14 protein-coding genes and 3 riboswitches are annotated in these 13,939 nt (G+C 49.7%); of the genes, 4 read left to right on the top strand and 10 right to left on the bottom strand.

Annotated features, from left to right (window positions below; translation table 11 throughout):
- Positions 1-116: 116 nt before the first annotated feature.
- Positions 117-261, bottom strand: a riboswitch (FMN riboswitch).
- Positions 262-444: 183 nt separating this feature from the next.
- From KNQ06_RS00425 to KNQ06_RS00410, 4 genes are read right to left on the bottom strand one after another with little or no spacing between them, the layout of a single operon-like run.
- Positions 445-1,650 (bottom strand): M20 family metallopeptidase, encoded by a 1,206-nt coding sequence (locus KNQ06_RS00425; protein ID WP_214858463.1) that lies wholly within the window; start codon positions 1,648-1,650, stop codon positions 445-447.
- 22 nt (positions 1,651-1,672) lie between these two features.
- On the bottom strand, positions 1,673-2,491 hold the full coding sequence (locus KNQ06_RS00420) for a MetQ/NlpA family ABC transporter substrate-binding protein (protein ID WP_023469540.1): 819 nt from the start codon (positions 2,489-2,491) through the stop codon (positions 1,673-1,675).
- A 19-nt stretch (positions 2,492-2,510) separates the two neighbouring features.
- Positions 2,511-3,161 (bottom strand): methionine ABC transporter permease, encoded by a 651-nt coding sequence (locus KNQ06_RS00415; RefSeq protein WP_023469541.1) that lies wholly within the window; start codon positions 3,159-3,161, stop codon positions 2,511-2,513.
- Positions 3,151-4,179: a methionine ABC transporter ATP-binding protein gene (locus KNQ06_RS00410; RefSeq protein ID WP_215146997.1), complete on the bottom strand. Its 1,029-nt coding sequence runs from the start codon at positions 4,177-4,179 to the stop codon at positions 3,151-3,153. Before KNQ06_RS00410 ends, KNQ06_RS00415 begins: the two co-directional genes overlap by 11 nt.
- Positions 4,180-4,265: 86 nt before the next feature.
- Positions 4,266-4,369: riboswitch (SAM riboswitch) on the bottom strand.
- 249 nt (positions 4,370-4,618) lie between these two features.
- Positions 4,619-4,720: riboswitch (SAM riboswitch) on the top strand.
- A 67-nt stretch (positions 4,721-4,787) separates the two neighbouring features.
- On the opposite strand from KNQ06_RS00410, the gene KNQ06_RS00405 reads away from it, so the two are divergent.
- On the top strand, positions 4,788-5,546 hold the full coding sequence (locus tag KNQ06_RS00405; RefSeq protein WP_251133456.1) for an alpha/beta hydrolase: 759 nt from the start codon (positions 4,788-4,790) through the stop codon (positions 5,544-5,546).
- A 72-nt stretch (positions 5,547-5,618) separates the two neighbouring features.
- Here KNQ06_RS00405 and KNQ06_RS00400 read toward each other — a convergent pair whose 3' ends face one another.
- Positions 5,619-6,233 (bottom strand): thymidine kinase, encoded by a 615-nt coding sequence (locus tag KNQ06_RS00400; protein ID WP_029342777.1) that lies wholly within the window; start codon positions 6,231-6,233, stop codon positions 5,619-5,621.
- Positions 6,234-6,416: 183 nt separating this feature from the next.
- Here KNQ06_RS00400 and KNQ06_RS00395 point away from each other — a divergent pair, with 183 nt between their 5' ends.
- Positions 6,417-7,067 carry a DedA family protein gene (locus tag KNQ06_RS00395; protein WP_050676976.1) on the top strand — a complete coding sequence of 217 codons (651 nt, stop codon included), beginning with the start codon at positions 6,417-6,419 and terminating at the stop codon, positions 7,065-7,067.
- A 36-nt stretch (positions 7,068-7,103) separates the two neighbouring features.
- Here the strand turns inward: KNQ06_RS00395 and KNQ06_RS00390 are convergent, their stop codons facing one another.
- Both KNQ06_RS00390 and rho read right to left on the bottom strand, forming a co-directional pair.
- On the bottom strand, positions 7,104-7,349 hold the full coding sequence (locus KNQ06_RS00390; RefSeq protein WP_023469546.1) for a type B 50S ribosomal protein L31: 246 nt from the start codon (positions 7,347-7,349) through the stop codon (positions 7,104-7,106).
- Positions 7,350-7,440: 91 nt separating this feature from the next.
- Positions 7,441-8,814 carry a transcription termination factor Rho gene (gene rho, locus KNQ06_RS00385; RefSeq protein ID WP_050676977.1) on the bottom strand — a complete coding sequence of 458 codons (1,374 nt, stop codon included), beginning with the start codon at positions 8,812-8,814 and terminating at the stop codon, positions 7,441-7,443.
- Positions 8,815-9,169: 355 nt separating this feature from the next.
- On the opposite strand from rho, the gene KNQ06_RS00380 reads away from it, so the two are divergent.
- Positions 9,170-9,847 (top strand): C40 family peptidase, encoded by a 678-nt coding sequence (locus KNQ06_RS00380; protein WP_058704154.1) that lies wholly within the window; start codon positions 9,170-9,172, stop codon positions 9,845-9,847.
- A 71-nt stretch (positions 9,848-9,918) separates the two neighbouring features.
- Complete coding sequence (locus tag KNQ06_RS00375; RefSeq protein ID WP_064299221.1) at positions 9,919-10,686, top strand: SDR family NAD(P)-dependent oxidoreductase; 768 nt, start codon at positions 9,919-9,921, stop codon at positions 10,684-10,686.
- Positions 10,687-10,959: 273 nt separating this feature from the next.
- Here the strand turns inward: KNQ06_RS00375 and glpX are convergent, their stop codons facing one another.
- From glpX to fsa, 3 genes are read right to left on the bottom strand one after another with little or no spacing between them, the layout of a single operon-like run.
- Positions 10,960-11,925, bottom strand: a complete 966-nt coding sequence (gene glpX, locus KNQ06_RS00370) for a class II fructose-bisphosphatase (RefSeq protein ID WP_064299220.1) — start codon at positions 11,923-11,925, stop codon at positions 10,960-10,962.
- A 32-nt stretch (positions 11,926-11,957) separates the two neighbouring features.
- Positions 11,958-13,205 carry a UDP-N-acetylglucosamine 1-carboxyvinyltransferase gene (gene murA, locus KNQ06_RS00365; RefSeq protein ID WP_047394432.1) on the bottom strand — a complete coding sequence of 416 codons (1,248 nt, stop codon included), beginning with the start codon at positions 13,203-13,205 and terminating at the stop codon, positions 11,958-11,960.
- A gap of 28 nt (positions 13,206-13,233) precedes the next feature.
- A complete protein-coding gene (gene fsa, locus KNQ06_RS00360) occupies positions 13,234-13,881 on the bottom strand; it encodes a fructose-6-phosphate aldolase (RefSeq protein WP_023469552.1) in 648 nt (215 codons plus the stop codon).
- Positions 13,882-13,939: the final 58 nt, after the last annotated feature.

Genomic DNA, 13,939 nt, shown 5'->3' with positions numbered 1-13,939 from the left:
GGGCGTCTGTATAGAAGGGTTCACGAAATACACGGTTCGCTCCCTGCATTTTTTTCATGCAGAAAGAGACCATCTCCTGAAAACATTTTTTCAGAAAACGGCTTGAATCGTGTCGTTTCGTTCTTCTCCCATCCGGACTTTACCGTCGGCCCTGGAATCTCACCAAGTCAGCCATGATGCGTACATCACAGGTCGCGGGCTCGTCGATCAATCGATCGCATCACCGCCGGTTGGGATTTTCACCCTACCCCGAAGAACTGGATTATTGAGTTATACAATTTTAGCCTAGCATATCTTTTTCAAGAAAACAAAGCGCAAATGCTTCTGTCTTGTCTCTTTTTTGATTTCGCTCCAATTCTGTCACCCATCACCAATTCGTGATCGACCGCATCTCAAAAACGACCGGAGCACCTGATAGCAGTGCATCCAGTCGTTGTTTTCCGCTCATAAATATCCGTTCTTCCGATCGTGGAATTCTTGAGCGATCGCCCCGCGCGTCCGTTCATCAGCGAGGACGCGAAGCGCTGTCCGAGCGAGGATTTTCGCACCCGTGATCAAGGCTTCATCTCCAGCTTCTGAACGAGCCGCTTCTTTGAATGCTTCCGTATGCGCGACGAGATCGTCCGGACCTATCTTGATATACGGATGGATCGTCGGAATGACTTGACTGATGTTACCGGCATCCGTCGAGCCAAGACCCGGTCGTTCGTCTAAGTGGACCTTTTCACCAAGCGATTCTGCTTCTTCTTGGAACAGACGGTCGAACGTCCGGTTGAAGACGAGGTTATCGACTTCATTTTGGAAGGCGATGACGTCAAGTGTCGCCCCAGTCGCGAGTGCCGCGCCTTGGGCGACGGCTTTGATTTTTTCCGTGACGGCATTCAATCGTTCCCGTGTCGTCGCCCGGATGAAGAAACGTGCTTTTGCGTATTCCGGGATGATGTTCGGCGCATCACCTCCATGCGTGATGATTCCGTGAATCCGGACATCGTCCGGTAATTGCTGACGTAACGCATTGATTCCATTGAAGAGTTGAATGACAGCGTCAAGGGCGTTGATGCCTTCCTCCGGTGACGCCGCTGCGTGTGCCGGACGACCCGTAAAGGCAAAGTCGAGCGGATCGACCGCAAGGGAAGAACCCGTGATCCGTGTTTGTCCCGACGGATGGACCATCAAGGCTGCATCGATCCCTTCCAGCAACTGATGTTTGACGAAACTGCCTTTCGCACTACCGTTCGGTCCACCTTCCTCGGCTGGTGTTCCAAGGACAACGACACTCCCGCCGACTTCATCGAGCACTTTACTGAGCGCGATTGCCGCTGCGACGCTCGTCGTGCCGATGATATTATGACCGCACGCGTGACCAATACCCGGCAACGCATCGTATTCAGCAAGAAAGGCAATCGTTGCGCCTGGTCGGTCGCTCGATTTCTTCGCGAAGAACGCGGTATCGTGCCCCGCGACGCCGAGTTCTACTGTAAAACCTTCCGCTGTTAGACGCTCCGCATGGAGCCGCGAAGCAAAGAATTCCTCGTTCCCGATTTCCGGCGTTGCATGAATCCGATGACTTGTCTCAAGATACGATTCCCGTTTTTGTTCGATGTCCTGTTCAATCGTCTCTACCCATGTCGTGCGTACTGGTGTCGTCATACTGTCCACTCTCCTTTTGAAATTATTCGCCGATATCGCTCAATGGAACGAACGTCGGGATCGTACTGCCTTTATATTCTTTTTTGATGAAGGCCGCGACATCTTTTTGTTGATACAGCGATGCGATTTTTTTCAGTTCTTTTTTGTTCTTGTCTTCCGTCCGTGTCGCGATGATGTTGATGTATGGTTTTGCTGTCTCGTTCTCATGGACGATCGAGTCCTTGATCGGGTTGAAGCCAGCGTCAACGGCAATGCCATTGTTGATGATTGATGCCGCGACGTCCGGTAAGACGCGTGGCGTTTGCCCGGCGACGATCGGAACGATTTTCAGCTTTTTCGGATTCTCGACGATCTTATCGACCGAACCGTTGCCATCGAAGTCGTCCGGTAGCTTGATCAGACCTGCTTCTTGCAGTAACAAGAGGGCACGTCCCATGTTCGTCGCTTCGTTCGGAACAGCGATTTTTCCGCCATTTGGAATGTCTTTGACATCCTTGTATTTATCTGAGTAGATCCCCATCGGTGCGATGACAGTCGTCGCAATCGGCGATAGCTTCAAGTTATGTTCTTTCTTGAAAGCGTTGAAGTAGGAAATCGTCTGGAAAGCATTGGCGTCGATCTCACCCTCAGCCAGTGCCATGTTCGGCTGGACATAATCGGAGAACTTGACGAGCTCGATTTTGATGCCTTCCTTCTCTGCTTTTTTCGCGACATAATCCCAAACTTGTGTGTCGGAACCGCTGACACCGAGCTTGATCGTCTTTTCGTCTTCTCCTGATGCTGCGCATCCGGCAAATAAAATCGTCGTGAGTGTTGCTCCAATCGCTACTGCTTTTTTCATGGCTGAATCGCTCCCTTGATTAATGTCTTCTAATTTTTCGTGCGACGATGTTGCCTGTCGTCTGTAAGCCTTGGACTAAGATGACGAGAATCCCGACCGTGATGATCATGACTTTCGTGTCGAATCGTTGATAGCCATAAGTGATCGCTAAGTCGCCGAGACCACCGCCTCCAATCGCACCTGCCATCGCTGACGCCCCGATCAAGCCAACCGTCGCGATCGTTAAGTTCAGGATGAGTGAACCGAGTGCTTCCGGTAGGAGGAAGCGGAAAATCGTTTGAAACGGTGTCGCGCCCATCGCTTCTGCTGCTTCAAGAACGCCTTTATCGACTTCGAGTAAAGAACTCTCGATCAGACGCGCCATGTACGGTGCAGCGTAAAAGACGAGCGGGACGATGGCGGCTTCTGTTCCGATCGATGTCTGAACGATCAAGCGCGTCAACGGGATGATCGCGACGAGTAAGATGATGAACGGAATCGAGCGGAAAATATTGACGATACTGTTGAAGAACGTGAACAGCGGGACATTTTCAAGCAATGCTCCTTTTCGCGTGACGACAAGCAGGATCCCGAGTGGTAAGCCGATCAAGGTCGAGAATAAGAGCGAAACGGATACCATCGTCATCGTCTGCAAAAATGCTGTCCAGATATCACTGTAATTAACTAGCATGAGCAAGTACCTCCTCGACCGTCACCTGTGCCTGATCGATGTAGTGTAACGCTCGTTTCACTTCAGCCTGCTCACCAATCAACTCGACGAGTAAGGTGCCGAACGGCGTATCCTGCAACTCCGTGATGCTACCGTGCAAGATGTTGACATCGACGTCAAAGCGTTTCGCAACTTGCGATAAGAGCGGCTGCCCGGTGTGATGTCCGAGGAAATGAATCTTATAGATCGGATTCGCATTCCGGGACTCGATCAACTGGCGAATCGATGCTGGAATCTCGTCGTGCATGACGGAGCGGACGAAGTTCTGTGCTGTCTCGGTCTGCGGGTTTGAAAAGACATCAAAGACCGTTCCTGACTCGATCAGTTTCCCAGCTTCAATGACAGCGACGCGGTCGCAAATCTCCCGAATGACGCCCATCTCGTGGGTGATCAAGAGAATCGTGATCCCGTACTCCGCATTGATACGTTTTAATAACTGGAGAATATGATGTGTCGTTTGGGGATCGAGTGCTGACGTCGCTTCGTCACATAAGAGGACGGAAGGTTGCGTCGCGAGTGCCCGGGCGATACCAACGCGCTGTTTCTGCCCACCCGACAATTGATCCGGATAATGATCCGCCTTGTCCGCGAGATCGACGAATTCGAGTAACTCCGTCACCCGGCGGCGAATTTCGTCTTTCTTGACGCCTGCGAGAACGAGTGGTTTCGCGACATTCGCAAAGACCGTGTTCGCATTCAATAGATTGAAGTGCTGAAAGATCATCCCGATCCGTTGTTTTGCTTGGCGCAATTTTTTCGGAGACAGTTGCGTTAAATCTTCTCCATCGACCGTCACCGTTCCTGACGTCGGTCGTTCTAATAGATTGACACAGCGGAGTAGTGAACTTTTTCCGGCACCGCTAAAGCCGATGACACCAAAGATTTCGCCTTTTTCGATCGTCAGGTCGACACCGTCGAGCGCTGCGATCGTCTGATCTTTCGTGACGTACGTTTTCTTGACTTGATGAAATGCGATCATTCCGTTTTCCCCCTTCATTCAACAAAAAAGGTCCCTTCTTGAGAAACAAGAAGAGACCTGGATCCGCACAGTGGCAGAATCCACTCTACTCATCTCTCAGACATCTGTCTGATGGAATTGGCACAGTGCTCATAATGAGTCTGTTGCCGAGGTTTCGTAGGGCCAGTCCCTCCACCTCTCTGGATAAGTATTGCGGTATGAAATTCGTATGTGTGTTGTTGCGTTGTTGCTTATGTCGTAAAACTAATTTTTACATTACGGGTCGAAACTTTAAAAGTCAACCAACTTTGCAAAAATAATCCATTTGGCGCATATCGATGGATGAACAAGTTATGAGTTAGCTTACTCAACGGATCATGATTCGTCAAGAAAGATTTGACAAGTCATTTTTGGTCGTGCTACCATCGTTTCAATGATTATTCCGACAATTCCAATATGATATTTATCAAGAGTGAACGAGAGACCTGGCTCTATGACTTCACGGCAACCTGCAATCTGTAAGGTGCTCCGACCAGCAAAGCGCGGCTTTGGATGATACGGTGAAAAACTCGTGGGCGTCCAAGCAGTGACGTCGACGAGTTTTTTTCATGAATGGAGGAAAAATAGTAATGATGAACTATCCTGTATTGACTGGTGCTGAAGCGTTTTATTTTCAAGGTGGACCGATCGGTATTCTAATCTGTCATGGTTTTAATGCCACTCCGCAAAGTGTCCGCGACGTCGGTGAGGCATTCGCTGCTGAAGGTTTTACCGTCTATGCCCCGCGCTTACGCGGACATGGAACGAACGTCCGCGAGTTTGAACAATCGACTGCTCGATGTTGGAAGCAAAGCCTGCAAGACGGCTATGAACGTTTACAAGAAACATGCGATCAAGTCTTCGTCATCGGTCAATCGATGGGTGCGACGCTTGCACTGTCACTCGCTGCTGACGGCATTCCGTTTGCCGGCATCATTACGATCAATGCCGCACTTTCCGTTCCATCCTATGAAGCACTTTCGTTCGAGGACGGTCCACAGTACTTACCGGAAGGGGCACCGGACATCAAACGGTCTGCTTTCGAAATCATCTATGACCTCGTTCCAAGTCGTTGTGCGTTCGAACTCGTCCGTCTGATGGATGAAACGAAAGGACGCTTAGGATCAATCCTTCTGCCGACATTAATTCTCTACTCGGCGACCGATCACGTCGTCCCGCCGTCGAGCTCGGATTATCTGCATCAGCACATCGGAACGAATGATAAACGAAGCTACTGTTTACTGAACTCGTACCACGTCGCGACCCTCGATCATGATCAGGATTTGATCGTTCGTGAGACGATCCGCTTTATCGAACGCTCAAGCCGGTTCTCACAGGAAACGGGATAATAAAAAAACAGCTATTCACTTAAAAGCGAATAGCTGTTACATCAAAGGACGACCGCGATCGGTACGTCTTTTTTAATTTTCTTGGTGCTGCACCGATTGGAGCGGCTTCGGCTTTCCAGGCACCTCATGGCAATGGCGGCACCGTGGCTCATACGATTCTGAAGCGCCCACTAGGATGATCGGATCATCGTAGTTCGCTGGTTTTCCATCAATCAACCGTTGTGTCCGGGAAGCCGGATCACCACACGAAAGACAGATGGCTTGCAGCTTCGTCACGAATTCTGCGCGCGCCAGTAATTCCGGCATCTTGCCGAATGGCTCTGCCCGGAAATCTTGATCAAGGCCTGCACAAATGACGCGTTTTCCGTCTTGTGCAAGTGCTTCGATGACTTGTACGATCTCATCATCAAAGAATTGAACTTCATCGATTCCGACGATTTGTGTTTCCTCTGCTACTGCTGCGTAGAGATCGCGACTCGTCGCCATCGGAATCGCCACGACGGAGTTGCCGATATGAGAGACGACATGCTCTTCATGGTACCGGTCGTCGATTGCCGGCTTGAATACTTGAACGGGCAGTTTGCCGTACTGCGCCCGTCTGACACGACGAATCAACTCTTCCGATTTCCCGGAAAACATACTGCCACAAATTACTTCGATCCAGCCGTACTGATTTATTACATGCATCATCGTCCGACACCGTCCTCTAAAAATAGTCACTTTAACGAGTATAGCCCGAAACGGTATCGAGAAAAAGGGTTGACTTCCGGAAATCAAAATTCATTTTTTCTTTACCTAGAATTTTTGTCCTTTCATTCCAACCGTCCCCTATTTCCTGTACACTGAAGAAGAAGACTCTCACGAAAGAAGGTGTCCCCGATTCATCATCTCTTACATGACATCCTGCACCAATACGGTGCCCTTGGTCTCTCCGTCCTTCTCGCAGGTGGTATCGTGGGATTGCCGGTTCCTGATGAGACCCTGCTCGTCCTGTCCGGTTTTTGGATGCATCAAGGCAATCTACCACTCGTCGGTACGATCCTCGCCGCTTACGCCGGCAGTTGTATCGGGATGACGATCAGCTATTTACTCGGATTAAAACTCGGTATGCCACTATTACACCGCGTCGGACCGAAAATGCGTATCTCAGAAAAACATATTCTTTCCGCTGAAGCCGGATTTCGTCGTTACGGAAAATCGGTCTTGATCATCGGTTACTACATACCTGGTCTCCGCCAACTCTCTGCCTTTTTTGCAGGTGTCTCGAAAATGCCGTTTCGCGTGTTTGCGAGTTATGCGTATACAGGTGCGTTGATTTGGATCAGCGTGTTCTTAGGCGCCGGCTACTTCGTCGGTCGTCACCTCTCGTTCCACAAAGTCATGGACTATATCTTGGCACATCCGGAAGTCATGCCGTATTTAATCGGAATTGCCGGTGGAATCGCCTTCTCCTTCGTCTTGAAGACGTATCTCGCGTATCGTTCACAATTCAGTCTATACAAAAACAGCCTGCTTCCATAATGGAGGCAGGCTGTTTTTTTAAGAACCGGCAAGTGATTACTTGCGGCCGTATTTTTTGTTGAAGCGATCGACACGACCATCTGCCGCATTGAACTTTTGACGACCTGTGTAGAATGGGTGCGAGTCTGAAGACACATCCACACGGATGAGTGGGTACTCGTTACCATCTTCCCAAGTGATCGTTTCGTTCGAAGAACGAGTAGAACCGCTTAAGAATTTGTACTCAGTCGTTGAATCCATAAATACTACTTTGTTGTAGTTAGGGTGAATTCCTTGTTTCATGGTTGATTTCTCTCCTTCCGCCCTGGTTCATTTGCTGAGCCAGAGTAAGTTACCTTCCTATACTAAACGATTTTTTTGCGCGTCGCAATAGTTATTTTTCCGTCGTCGTTTCCTTCTTGACGGTACGTGGTTTAGCCGGTGCGCGTCGGACCGCCTTCTTCTTTTCCTTCTCGAGTTCGACGAAAAATTCCTCATTATTTTTCGTATCGCGAATCTTCCGTAGGAACGTATCGACGAATTCGTTCGACTCGTTCATCGTCCGGCGAATCGTCCAAAGTGCATCGAGTTGCTCTTTCGGAAGCAAGAGTTCTTCCTTCCGTGTACCGGACTTCCGAATGTCGATCGCTGGGAAGATCCGACGCTCTGACAGCTTACGATCGAGATGCAACTCCATGTTGCCCGTCCCTTTGAATTCCTCATAGATGACGTCATCCATGCGCGATCCTGTCTCAACGAGAGCTGTCGCAAGAATCGTCAAACTACCACCGTGTTCGATGTTTCGCGCTGCCCCAAAGAAGCGTTTTGGTTTATGGAACGCAGCCGGGTCAATCCCCCCTGAGAGCGTCCGACCGCTTTGCGGTACCGTTAAGTTATAGGCCCGTGTTAGACGTGTGATCGAATCCATCAGGATGACGACATCCTTCTTGTGTTCGACGAGTCGCATCGCCCGCTCGAGGACAAGCTCAGAAATCCGGACGTGGTTGTCTGGTGTTTCGTCAAACGTCGAGCTGACAACGTCTGCTCCCGGAACCGAGCGCTCAATATCTGTTACTTCCTCAGGACGCTCATCAATCAAGAGAATGATCAGTTCGACATCCGGATGATTCTCCTGAATCGAGTTTGCGATTTCTTTGAGGAGTGATGTCTTCCCTGCTTTTGGCGGTGCGACGATCAAACCACGTTGACCAAACCCAACCGGTGCGATCATATCCATGACACGCACAGATAGATGGCGTGGTTCTGTCTCAAGTCGCATTAGACGATCCGGATAGATCGGTGTCAGTGCCGGGAAAAATAAACGGTTACGGGCAGTATCTGGTGCTTCACCGTTGACGGCTTCCACGCTAAGTAATCCTTGGAACCGTTCGTTTTCCTTCGGTGGACGGACTTTACCTGTGACGACATCACCATTACGTAGATTAAAGCGTCGGATTTGAGATGCTGCGATATAAATATCTTCAGAGGATTGGGAATAATTGATAGGACGAAGGAAGCCAAAGCCACCATCGTTTTGCATTTGTGGGTTGCCAGGGATGACTTCGAGTACCCCTTCGAGGAAATAAAGACCAGTCGATTCAGCCTGTGCTTTTAAAATCTTGAACATCAACTCGCGTTTACGGGCTTCCCGGTATTGTGGGACATTCTTCGTCTTTGCGATTTCATAGAGTTCTTTTAATGTCAGTTGGCTCAATTGAGCCAGTGTATAGGAACGTTCTGGTTTATCTTTTTTATCAGTTGTTGGCATGTTCTTCACCTATTCTTTATAAATTCAACTGCATTCAGCATACTTCCATACATACATCAGGAGGTATGTAATTTTATTCGTGAACTAAAGGTATCATATTTTTTTGAATTCGTCGTTAACAATCCTCTGCGTTTCTTACTTTGTAATATTCAAGGATATTATTTCAGTTATGTTACAAAAGCATCTGTTTTGTCTTCTAACTGAAAAAACGTTTTCAAGTGTGCTCGTGCTAAGATATTCCTGCAGACAAAATTCTTACACAGTTGTAAGGTAGACTGCTTAATCACACACTTAATGATTTCATCATATAACTTACGGACGCAACACACTACATTTAAACGGAGGAATTCTTAACATGAAACGTTTTCTAGCATCGATCGCGACGGCAGCCTTAGTGGTTTCAGGTTTTACATCAGTGGGTACAGGTAAAGTTGAAGCAGCGACAGTCACGAAAGTCAAGATCACGGACAACGGTCTTCGTGTTCGGACAGCACCTTCTACGAAAGCAAGCATCGTCGGGAAAGTCAACGCTGGTCAAGTCTTTACATACAAAGGCAAATCAGGCAGCTGGACAAAAATCTCATACGGCGGTAAAACACGCTATGTCTACTCACAGTACACAAAGACATACAAATCATCTTCTAGCGCTAAAAAATCAACAAGCTCTTCTTCTAAACGGACGAAAATCCTGAACGAAGCAGCAAAACATAAAGGTACACCTTATGTATGGGGTGGAACAACGACTCGTGGATTCGACTGCTCTGGTTTCACAAGCTACGTGTACAAGAAAGCGGCTGGTAAAACATTGCCACGTACGTCTTCTTCACAATATTCTTCTTCTAAGAAAGTCAGCGTTTCAAAAGTACAACCAGGAGATCTTGTCTTCTTCTCACACGGTAGCGGCATTCAGCACGTTGGGATCGCAACAAGCAAGTCAAGCATGGTCAACTCAGAAACAGGTGGCGTTAAATACTCAAGCTTCAAATCAGGGTACTGGGGTTCACGCCTTGTCGGCGCAGGATCTTACCTATAATTCATCATCTCAAAGCGGTTGAGCATTGGCTCGATCGCTTTTTTTCATCTCATTCATAAGGAGGAAATAGGATGCATGTCTTAATTACAGGTGCTTCAAGAGGTCTCGGTCGTGAATTCGCTTATCTCCATGCTCGTCAAGGGGATCACGTTCTGCTCGTCGGACGTGATGCTACGGCACTCTTCGAAACGAAATTCCATGTCGAGCGACTCGGTGGAACAGCAACCGTCTTCCCTTACGATTTAACGCAGTATACGCATCGATTGGCACTGTTTCGGGCAACGGAACAGATTCCGGTCGATTGCGTCATCAATAACGCTGGAATTGGTGTCTTCGGTTCTTTCCTTGAGACCTCGTTTGAAGACGAGTCTCGAATGATTGCTTTAAACATCGAAGCGTTGACACACGTGACGAAGATCTATGCCTCACGGATGAAAGAACAGGGAATCAAAGGACGTATCGTCCATCTCGCGTCAACGGCTGCATTCGAAGGTGGACCATGGCTGAGTGTCTATTACGCGACAAAAGCCTATGTCCTTCATTTCTCGGAAGGCTTGACGGAAGAGCTCGCAGTAGACGGGATTCAAGTGAGCGTTGTCTGTCCGGGTGCGACACATACCGGATTTGAATCGGCAGCAAATCTTGAACAGTCACGCTTGTTCTTGCGACCTGGTGTCATGGATGCTCCGACGGTTGCGCGTATCGCCTACCGTGGCTATATGAAGGGAAAAACGTTCATCGTGCCTGGCTTCGGGAATGCCTGGTATATCTTTTCGACGCGTTTTCTACCGCGTCGGTACGTCACCCGACAAGCAGGAGAAGTCCAGCGTCCGCGGTAATCGTCAAATAATGATTTATTTATCACTCAACGTTCATATCCTCCCTTTCCTCAGGCGGGAGGTAAGCCGCGACATCTCGCAACTTGTGCGAAATGCCAGGTCTTCCCTTACCCTGACGGAAACGTTAGCACGTTTCCTTTTCCTGTAGGAGTTGAGGATGAACGTCTTGATTCCTAGAAACATATCAAAAAAGAGTTGGCGCTCCGGAGATCATCCGCAACGCCAACTCTTTTTGTGTGGATTCAGACGTCCTGTTTGAGGAGTCGTCCTGTTTTACTTAATGACAAGCTTCGGTTTCTTCTTGAACGAGTGAATACCCTCGACAAAACGAACCGTTCCTGATTTCGCACGCATGACGACAGAGTGTGTCTGACCGCCTTGCGCCGTGAACTGGACACCTTTCATCAACTCGCTGTCCGTGACGCCTGTCGCAGCAAAGATACAGTCATCTCCTGCAACGAGATCATCCATCATGAGGATCTTCGACGGATCTTCGATGCCCATCTTCTTACAACGCTCGATCTCAGCTTCGTCTGCTGGTAACAAGCGTCCTTGGAGTTCACCACCGAGACATTTCAAGGCAACGGCAGCAAGAACGCCTTCCGGTGCACCGCCTGAACCGAGCAAGATATCAATACCTGTATGCGGGAACGCCGTGTTGATCGCACCAGCAACGTCACCGTCACCGATCAAGCGAATCCGTGCCCCTGTTGCCCGAATCCGTTGAATGATTTCTTCATGACGTTCACGATCCAGGATCGAGACGACGACGTCTTCGATTTCTTTGTTCTTCGCCTTCGCGACGGCTGCGATGTTTTCTTCGATCGTCGCATCCAGACTGATATGACCCGCCGCTTCCGGACCAACTGCGATCTTATCCATGTACATGTCCGGTGCATGGAGTAAATCTCCTGCATCCGCGACCGCGAGGACAGCAAGTGCGCCCCATGTTCCTTTTGCGACGATGTTCGTTCCTTCAAGCGGATCGACAGCGACGTCGAGTCGTGGTCCATACCCATTTCCTAGCTTTTCCCCAATGTAAAGCATCGGTGCTTCATCCATCTCGCCTTCCCCGATGACGACGGTTCCTTTCATCGGAATCGTATCGAAGACGTCACGCATTGCGCTTGTTGCCGCATCATCCGCTTCGTTCTTCAATCCTTTTCCCATCCAACGCGCAGAGGCAAGCGCTGCTGCCTCCGTGACGCGTACAAGTTCCATTGATAGACTTCTCTCCATGTGTATGTCCCCTCTCCCTTGTTACAAATCGGTCAAATCGTTTCACGCCATACGAGGGCGCCTAGCTCCTTCAACTTCTGATCAAATCGTTCGTAACTCTGGTCAAGCACTTCTGCGTGGTGCAACGTCGTCTCCCCTGAAGCGAGAAGTCCCGCCAAGACAAGTGCTGCGCCACCGCGTGGGTCCGGTGCCTCGATTTCCGTACCAAGTAAGGTTTCTCCACCACGAATGATGATTGAGGCGTCTTCATGCGTGATTCGAGCGTTCAAGCGTCGTAACTCCTGCACGTGCCGGAAACGTTGCGGGTACAACTTATCGACGACGATACTCGCTCCCTTCGCTTGCAACAACGCTGCCGAGATGACAGGCTGTAAGTCGCTCGGGAATCCACCGTAGTGGAAGACACGAATATCGACCGGCTTCGCCTCCTGAAACGTCGCCGTGACGGAATCATCCGTTGCTTCGATCAACGCACCGTACCGTTCGAGTTTTTGGATGACGCTCTCGAGATGAAGCGGAATGACGTTATCGACGGTGACGCGTCCAAGTGCCGCTCCCATCGTCAAGAACGTTCCTGCCTCCATGCGGTCTGGAATCAAGGTATGCCGGCAACCACTTAGTTGCGATACGCCCTTGATTCGAATCTCGTCCGTTCCTGCCCCTTTGACGCTTGCCCCCATGTTCGTCAACATCGTACTGACGTCGATGACTTCCGGGTCATAGGCAGCGTTTTCGATGACAGTCGTTCCTTCAGCGAAGACAGCGACGAGTAACGCACTGATCGTTGCACCGAATGACGGGAGATCGAGGTAAATCCGGTTGCCGACGAGACGATCGACGCGCATGTAATGGACGCCTTGCTCGTTACGTACAGAAACACCGAGACGCTCTAGTGCTTTGATGTGTAAATCAATCGGTCGTGGTCCGATGGCATAACCTCCAGGCAGACCGACGACTCCTTGTTTGAATCTGGCTGCCAGAACGCTCATGAGGTAGATCGATCCGCGTAACTTGCGCGTCTCCGCACCAGTCAACGGCATCGATTCGACCCGACTTGGATCAATCGTCACCATATCGCCTTGACGTGTCACGACCGCGCCGAGCGTCTCCAAAATCTCGATCATCGTCGCGACGTCGCCAATCTCCGGCACGCCTTCAAGAACGACCGTCTGATCCGTCAGGAGGGCTGCAGCAAGACACGGGATGGCGCTTTGCTTCGAACCACTGATTGATACGGTTCCTTCTAGGCGTTGTTGCCCTACGATATGCAAAATGTCCACGTTCCATCAACCTTTCTCTTCGCTACGATTATTGCTGCGTTTTTTCCCAGTCGGCGAGGAACTTTTCAATTCCTTGCGTCGTGAGTGGGTGGTGTGTGAGTGACTCGATGACCGAGAATGGAATCGTCGCGATGTCTGCGCCCGCAAGAGCAGCGTTCGTCACGTGAACTGGATTCCGGACCGACGCCGCGATGATTTGTGTTGGAATATCATGTACGACGAAAATTTGAGCAATCGTCTCGACGAGCCCCATTCCATCTTGTCCGATATCATCTAGACGACCGAGGAATGGTGATACGTATGTCGCACCAGCACGGGCTGCGAGTAATGCTTGGTTCGGGTTGAAGATCAATGTGACGTTCGTCGTGATCTTCTCTTTTGAAAGTGCTGCGACCGCCTCGAGTCCGGCCGGAGTCATTGGAACCTTAACCGTAATGTTCGGTGCGATCTGGGCAAGTTCCTTCCCTTCGCGAATCATTCCTTCTGCATCAAGCGCGATGACTTCAGCGCTGACAGAGACGTCCCCGACGATTTCACAGATTTCACGAAGTCGTGTATGGAAATCGACGCCTTCCTTAGCGACGAGCGACGGATTCGTCGTGACACCATCTAAAATCCCCATTTTATGTGCTTTCTTGATATCCTCTACGTTTGCTGTGTCAATGAAAAATCTCATCTTTCTCGTTCCCCTTTCATCCCTTGAAATCGCTTACGACTCTATTATAGGTTTTTTT

The organism is Exiguobacterium sp. s91 (assembly GCF_018618915.1).
In the GTDB taxonomy this organism is placed as follows: domain Bacteria; phylum Bacillota; class Bacilli; order Exiguobacteriales; family Exiguobacteriaceae; genus Exiguobacterium_A; species Exiguobacterium_A abrahamii.
The sequence above is the reverse complement of the archived record's forward strand: the minus strand, read 5'-3'. Positions and strand labels throughout refer to the sequence as shown.

Excerpts from the sequence above, each read along its gene's own strand:
- KNQ06_RS00420 (WP_023469540.1), bottom strand. The coding sequence starts at position 2,491 with ATGAAAAAAGCAGTAGCGATTGGAGCAACACTCACGACGATTTTATTT.
- KNQ06_RS00405 (WP_251133456.1), top strand. The coding sequence starts at position 4,788 with ATGATGAACTATCCTGTATTGACTGGTGCTGAAGCGTTTTATTTTCAA.
- KNQ06_RS00400 (WP_029342777.1), bottom strand. The coding sequence starts at position 6,233 with ATGCATGTAATAAATCAGTACGGCTGGATCGAAGTAATTTGTGGCAGT.
- KNQ06_RS00390 (WP_023469546.1), bottom strand. The coding sequence starts at position 7,349 with ATGAAACAAGGAATTCACCCTAACTACAACAAAGTAGTATTTATGGAT.
- KNQ06_RS00415 (WP_023469541.1), bottom strand. The coding sequence starts at position 3,161 with ATGCTAGTTAATTACAGTGATATCTGGACAGCATTTTTGCAGACGATG.
- glpX (WP_064299220.1), bottom strand. The coding sequence starts at position 11,925 with ATGGAGAGAAGTCTATCAATGGAACTTGTACGCGTCACGGAGGCAGCA.
- KNQ06_RS00380 (WP_058704154.1), top strand. The coding sequence starts at position 9,170 with ATGAAACGTTTTCTAGCATCGATCGCGACGGCAGCCTTAGTGGTTTCA.
- fsa (WP_023469552.1), bottom strand. The coding sequence starts at position 13,881 with ATGAGATTTTTCATTGACACAGCAAACGTAGAGGATATCAAGAAAGCA.
- KNQ06_RS00410 (WP_215146997.1), bottom strand. The coding sequence starts at position 4,179 with ATGATCGCATTTCATCAAGTCAAGAAAACGTACGTCACGAAAGATCAG.
- rho (WP_050676977.1), bottom strand. The coding sequence starts at position 8,814 with ATGCCAACAACTGATAAAAAAGATAAACCAGAACGTTCCTATACACTG.
- KNQ06_RS00375 (WP_064299221.1), top strand. The coding sequence starts at position 9,919 with ATGCATGTCTTAATTACAGGTGCTTCAAGAGGTCTCGGTCGTGAATTC.
- KNQ06_RS00425 (WP_214858463.1), bottom strand. The coding sequence starts at position 1,650 with ATGACGACACCAGTACGCACGACATGGGTAGAGACGATTGAACAGGAC.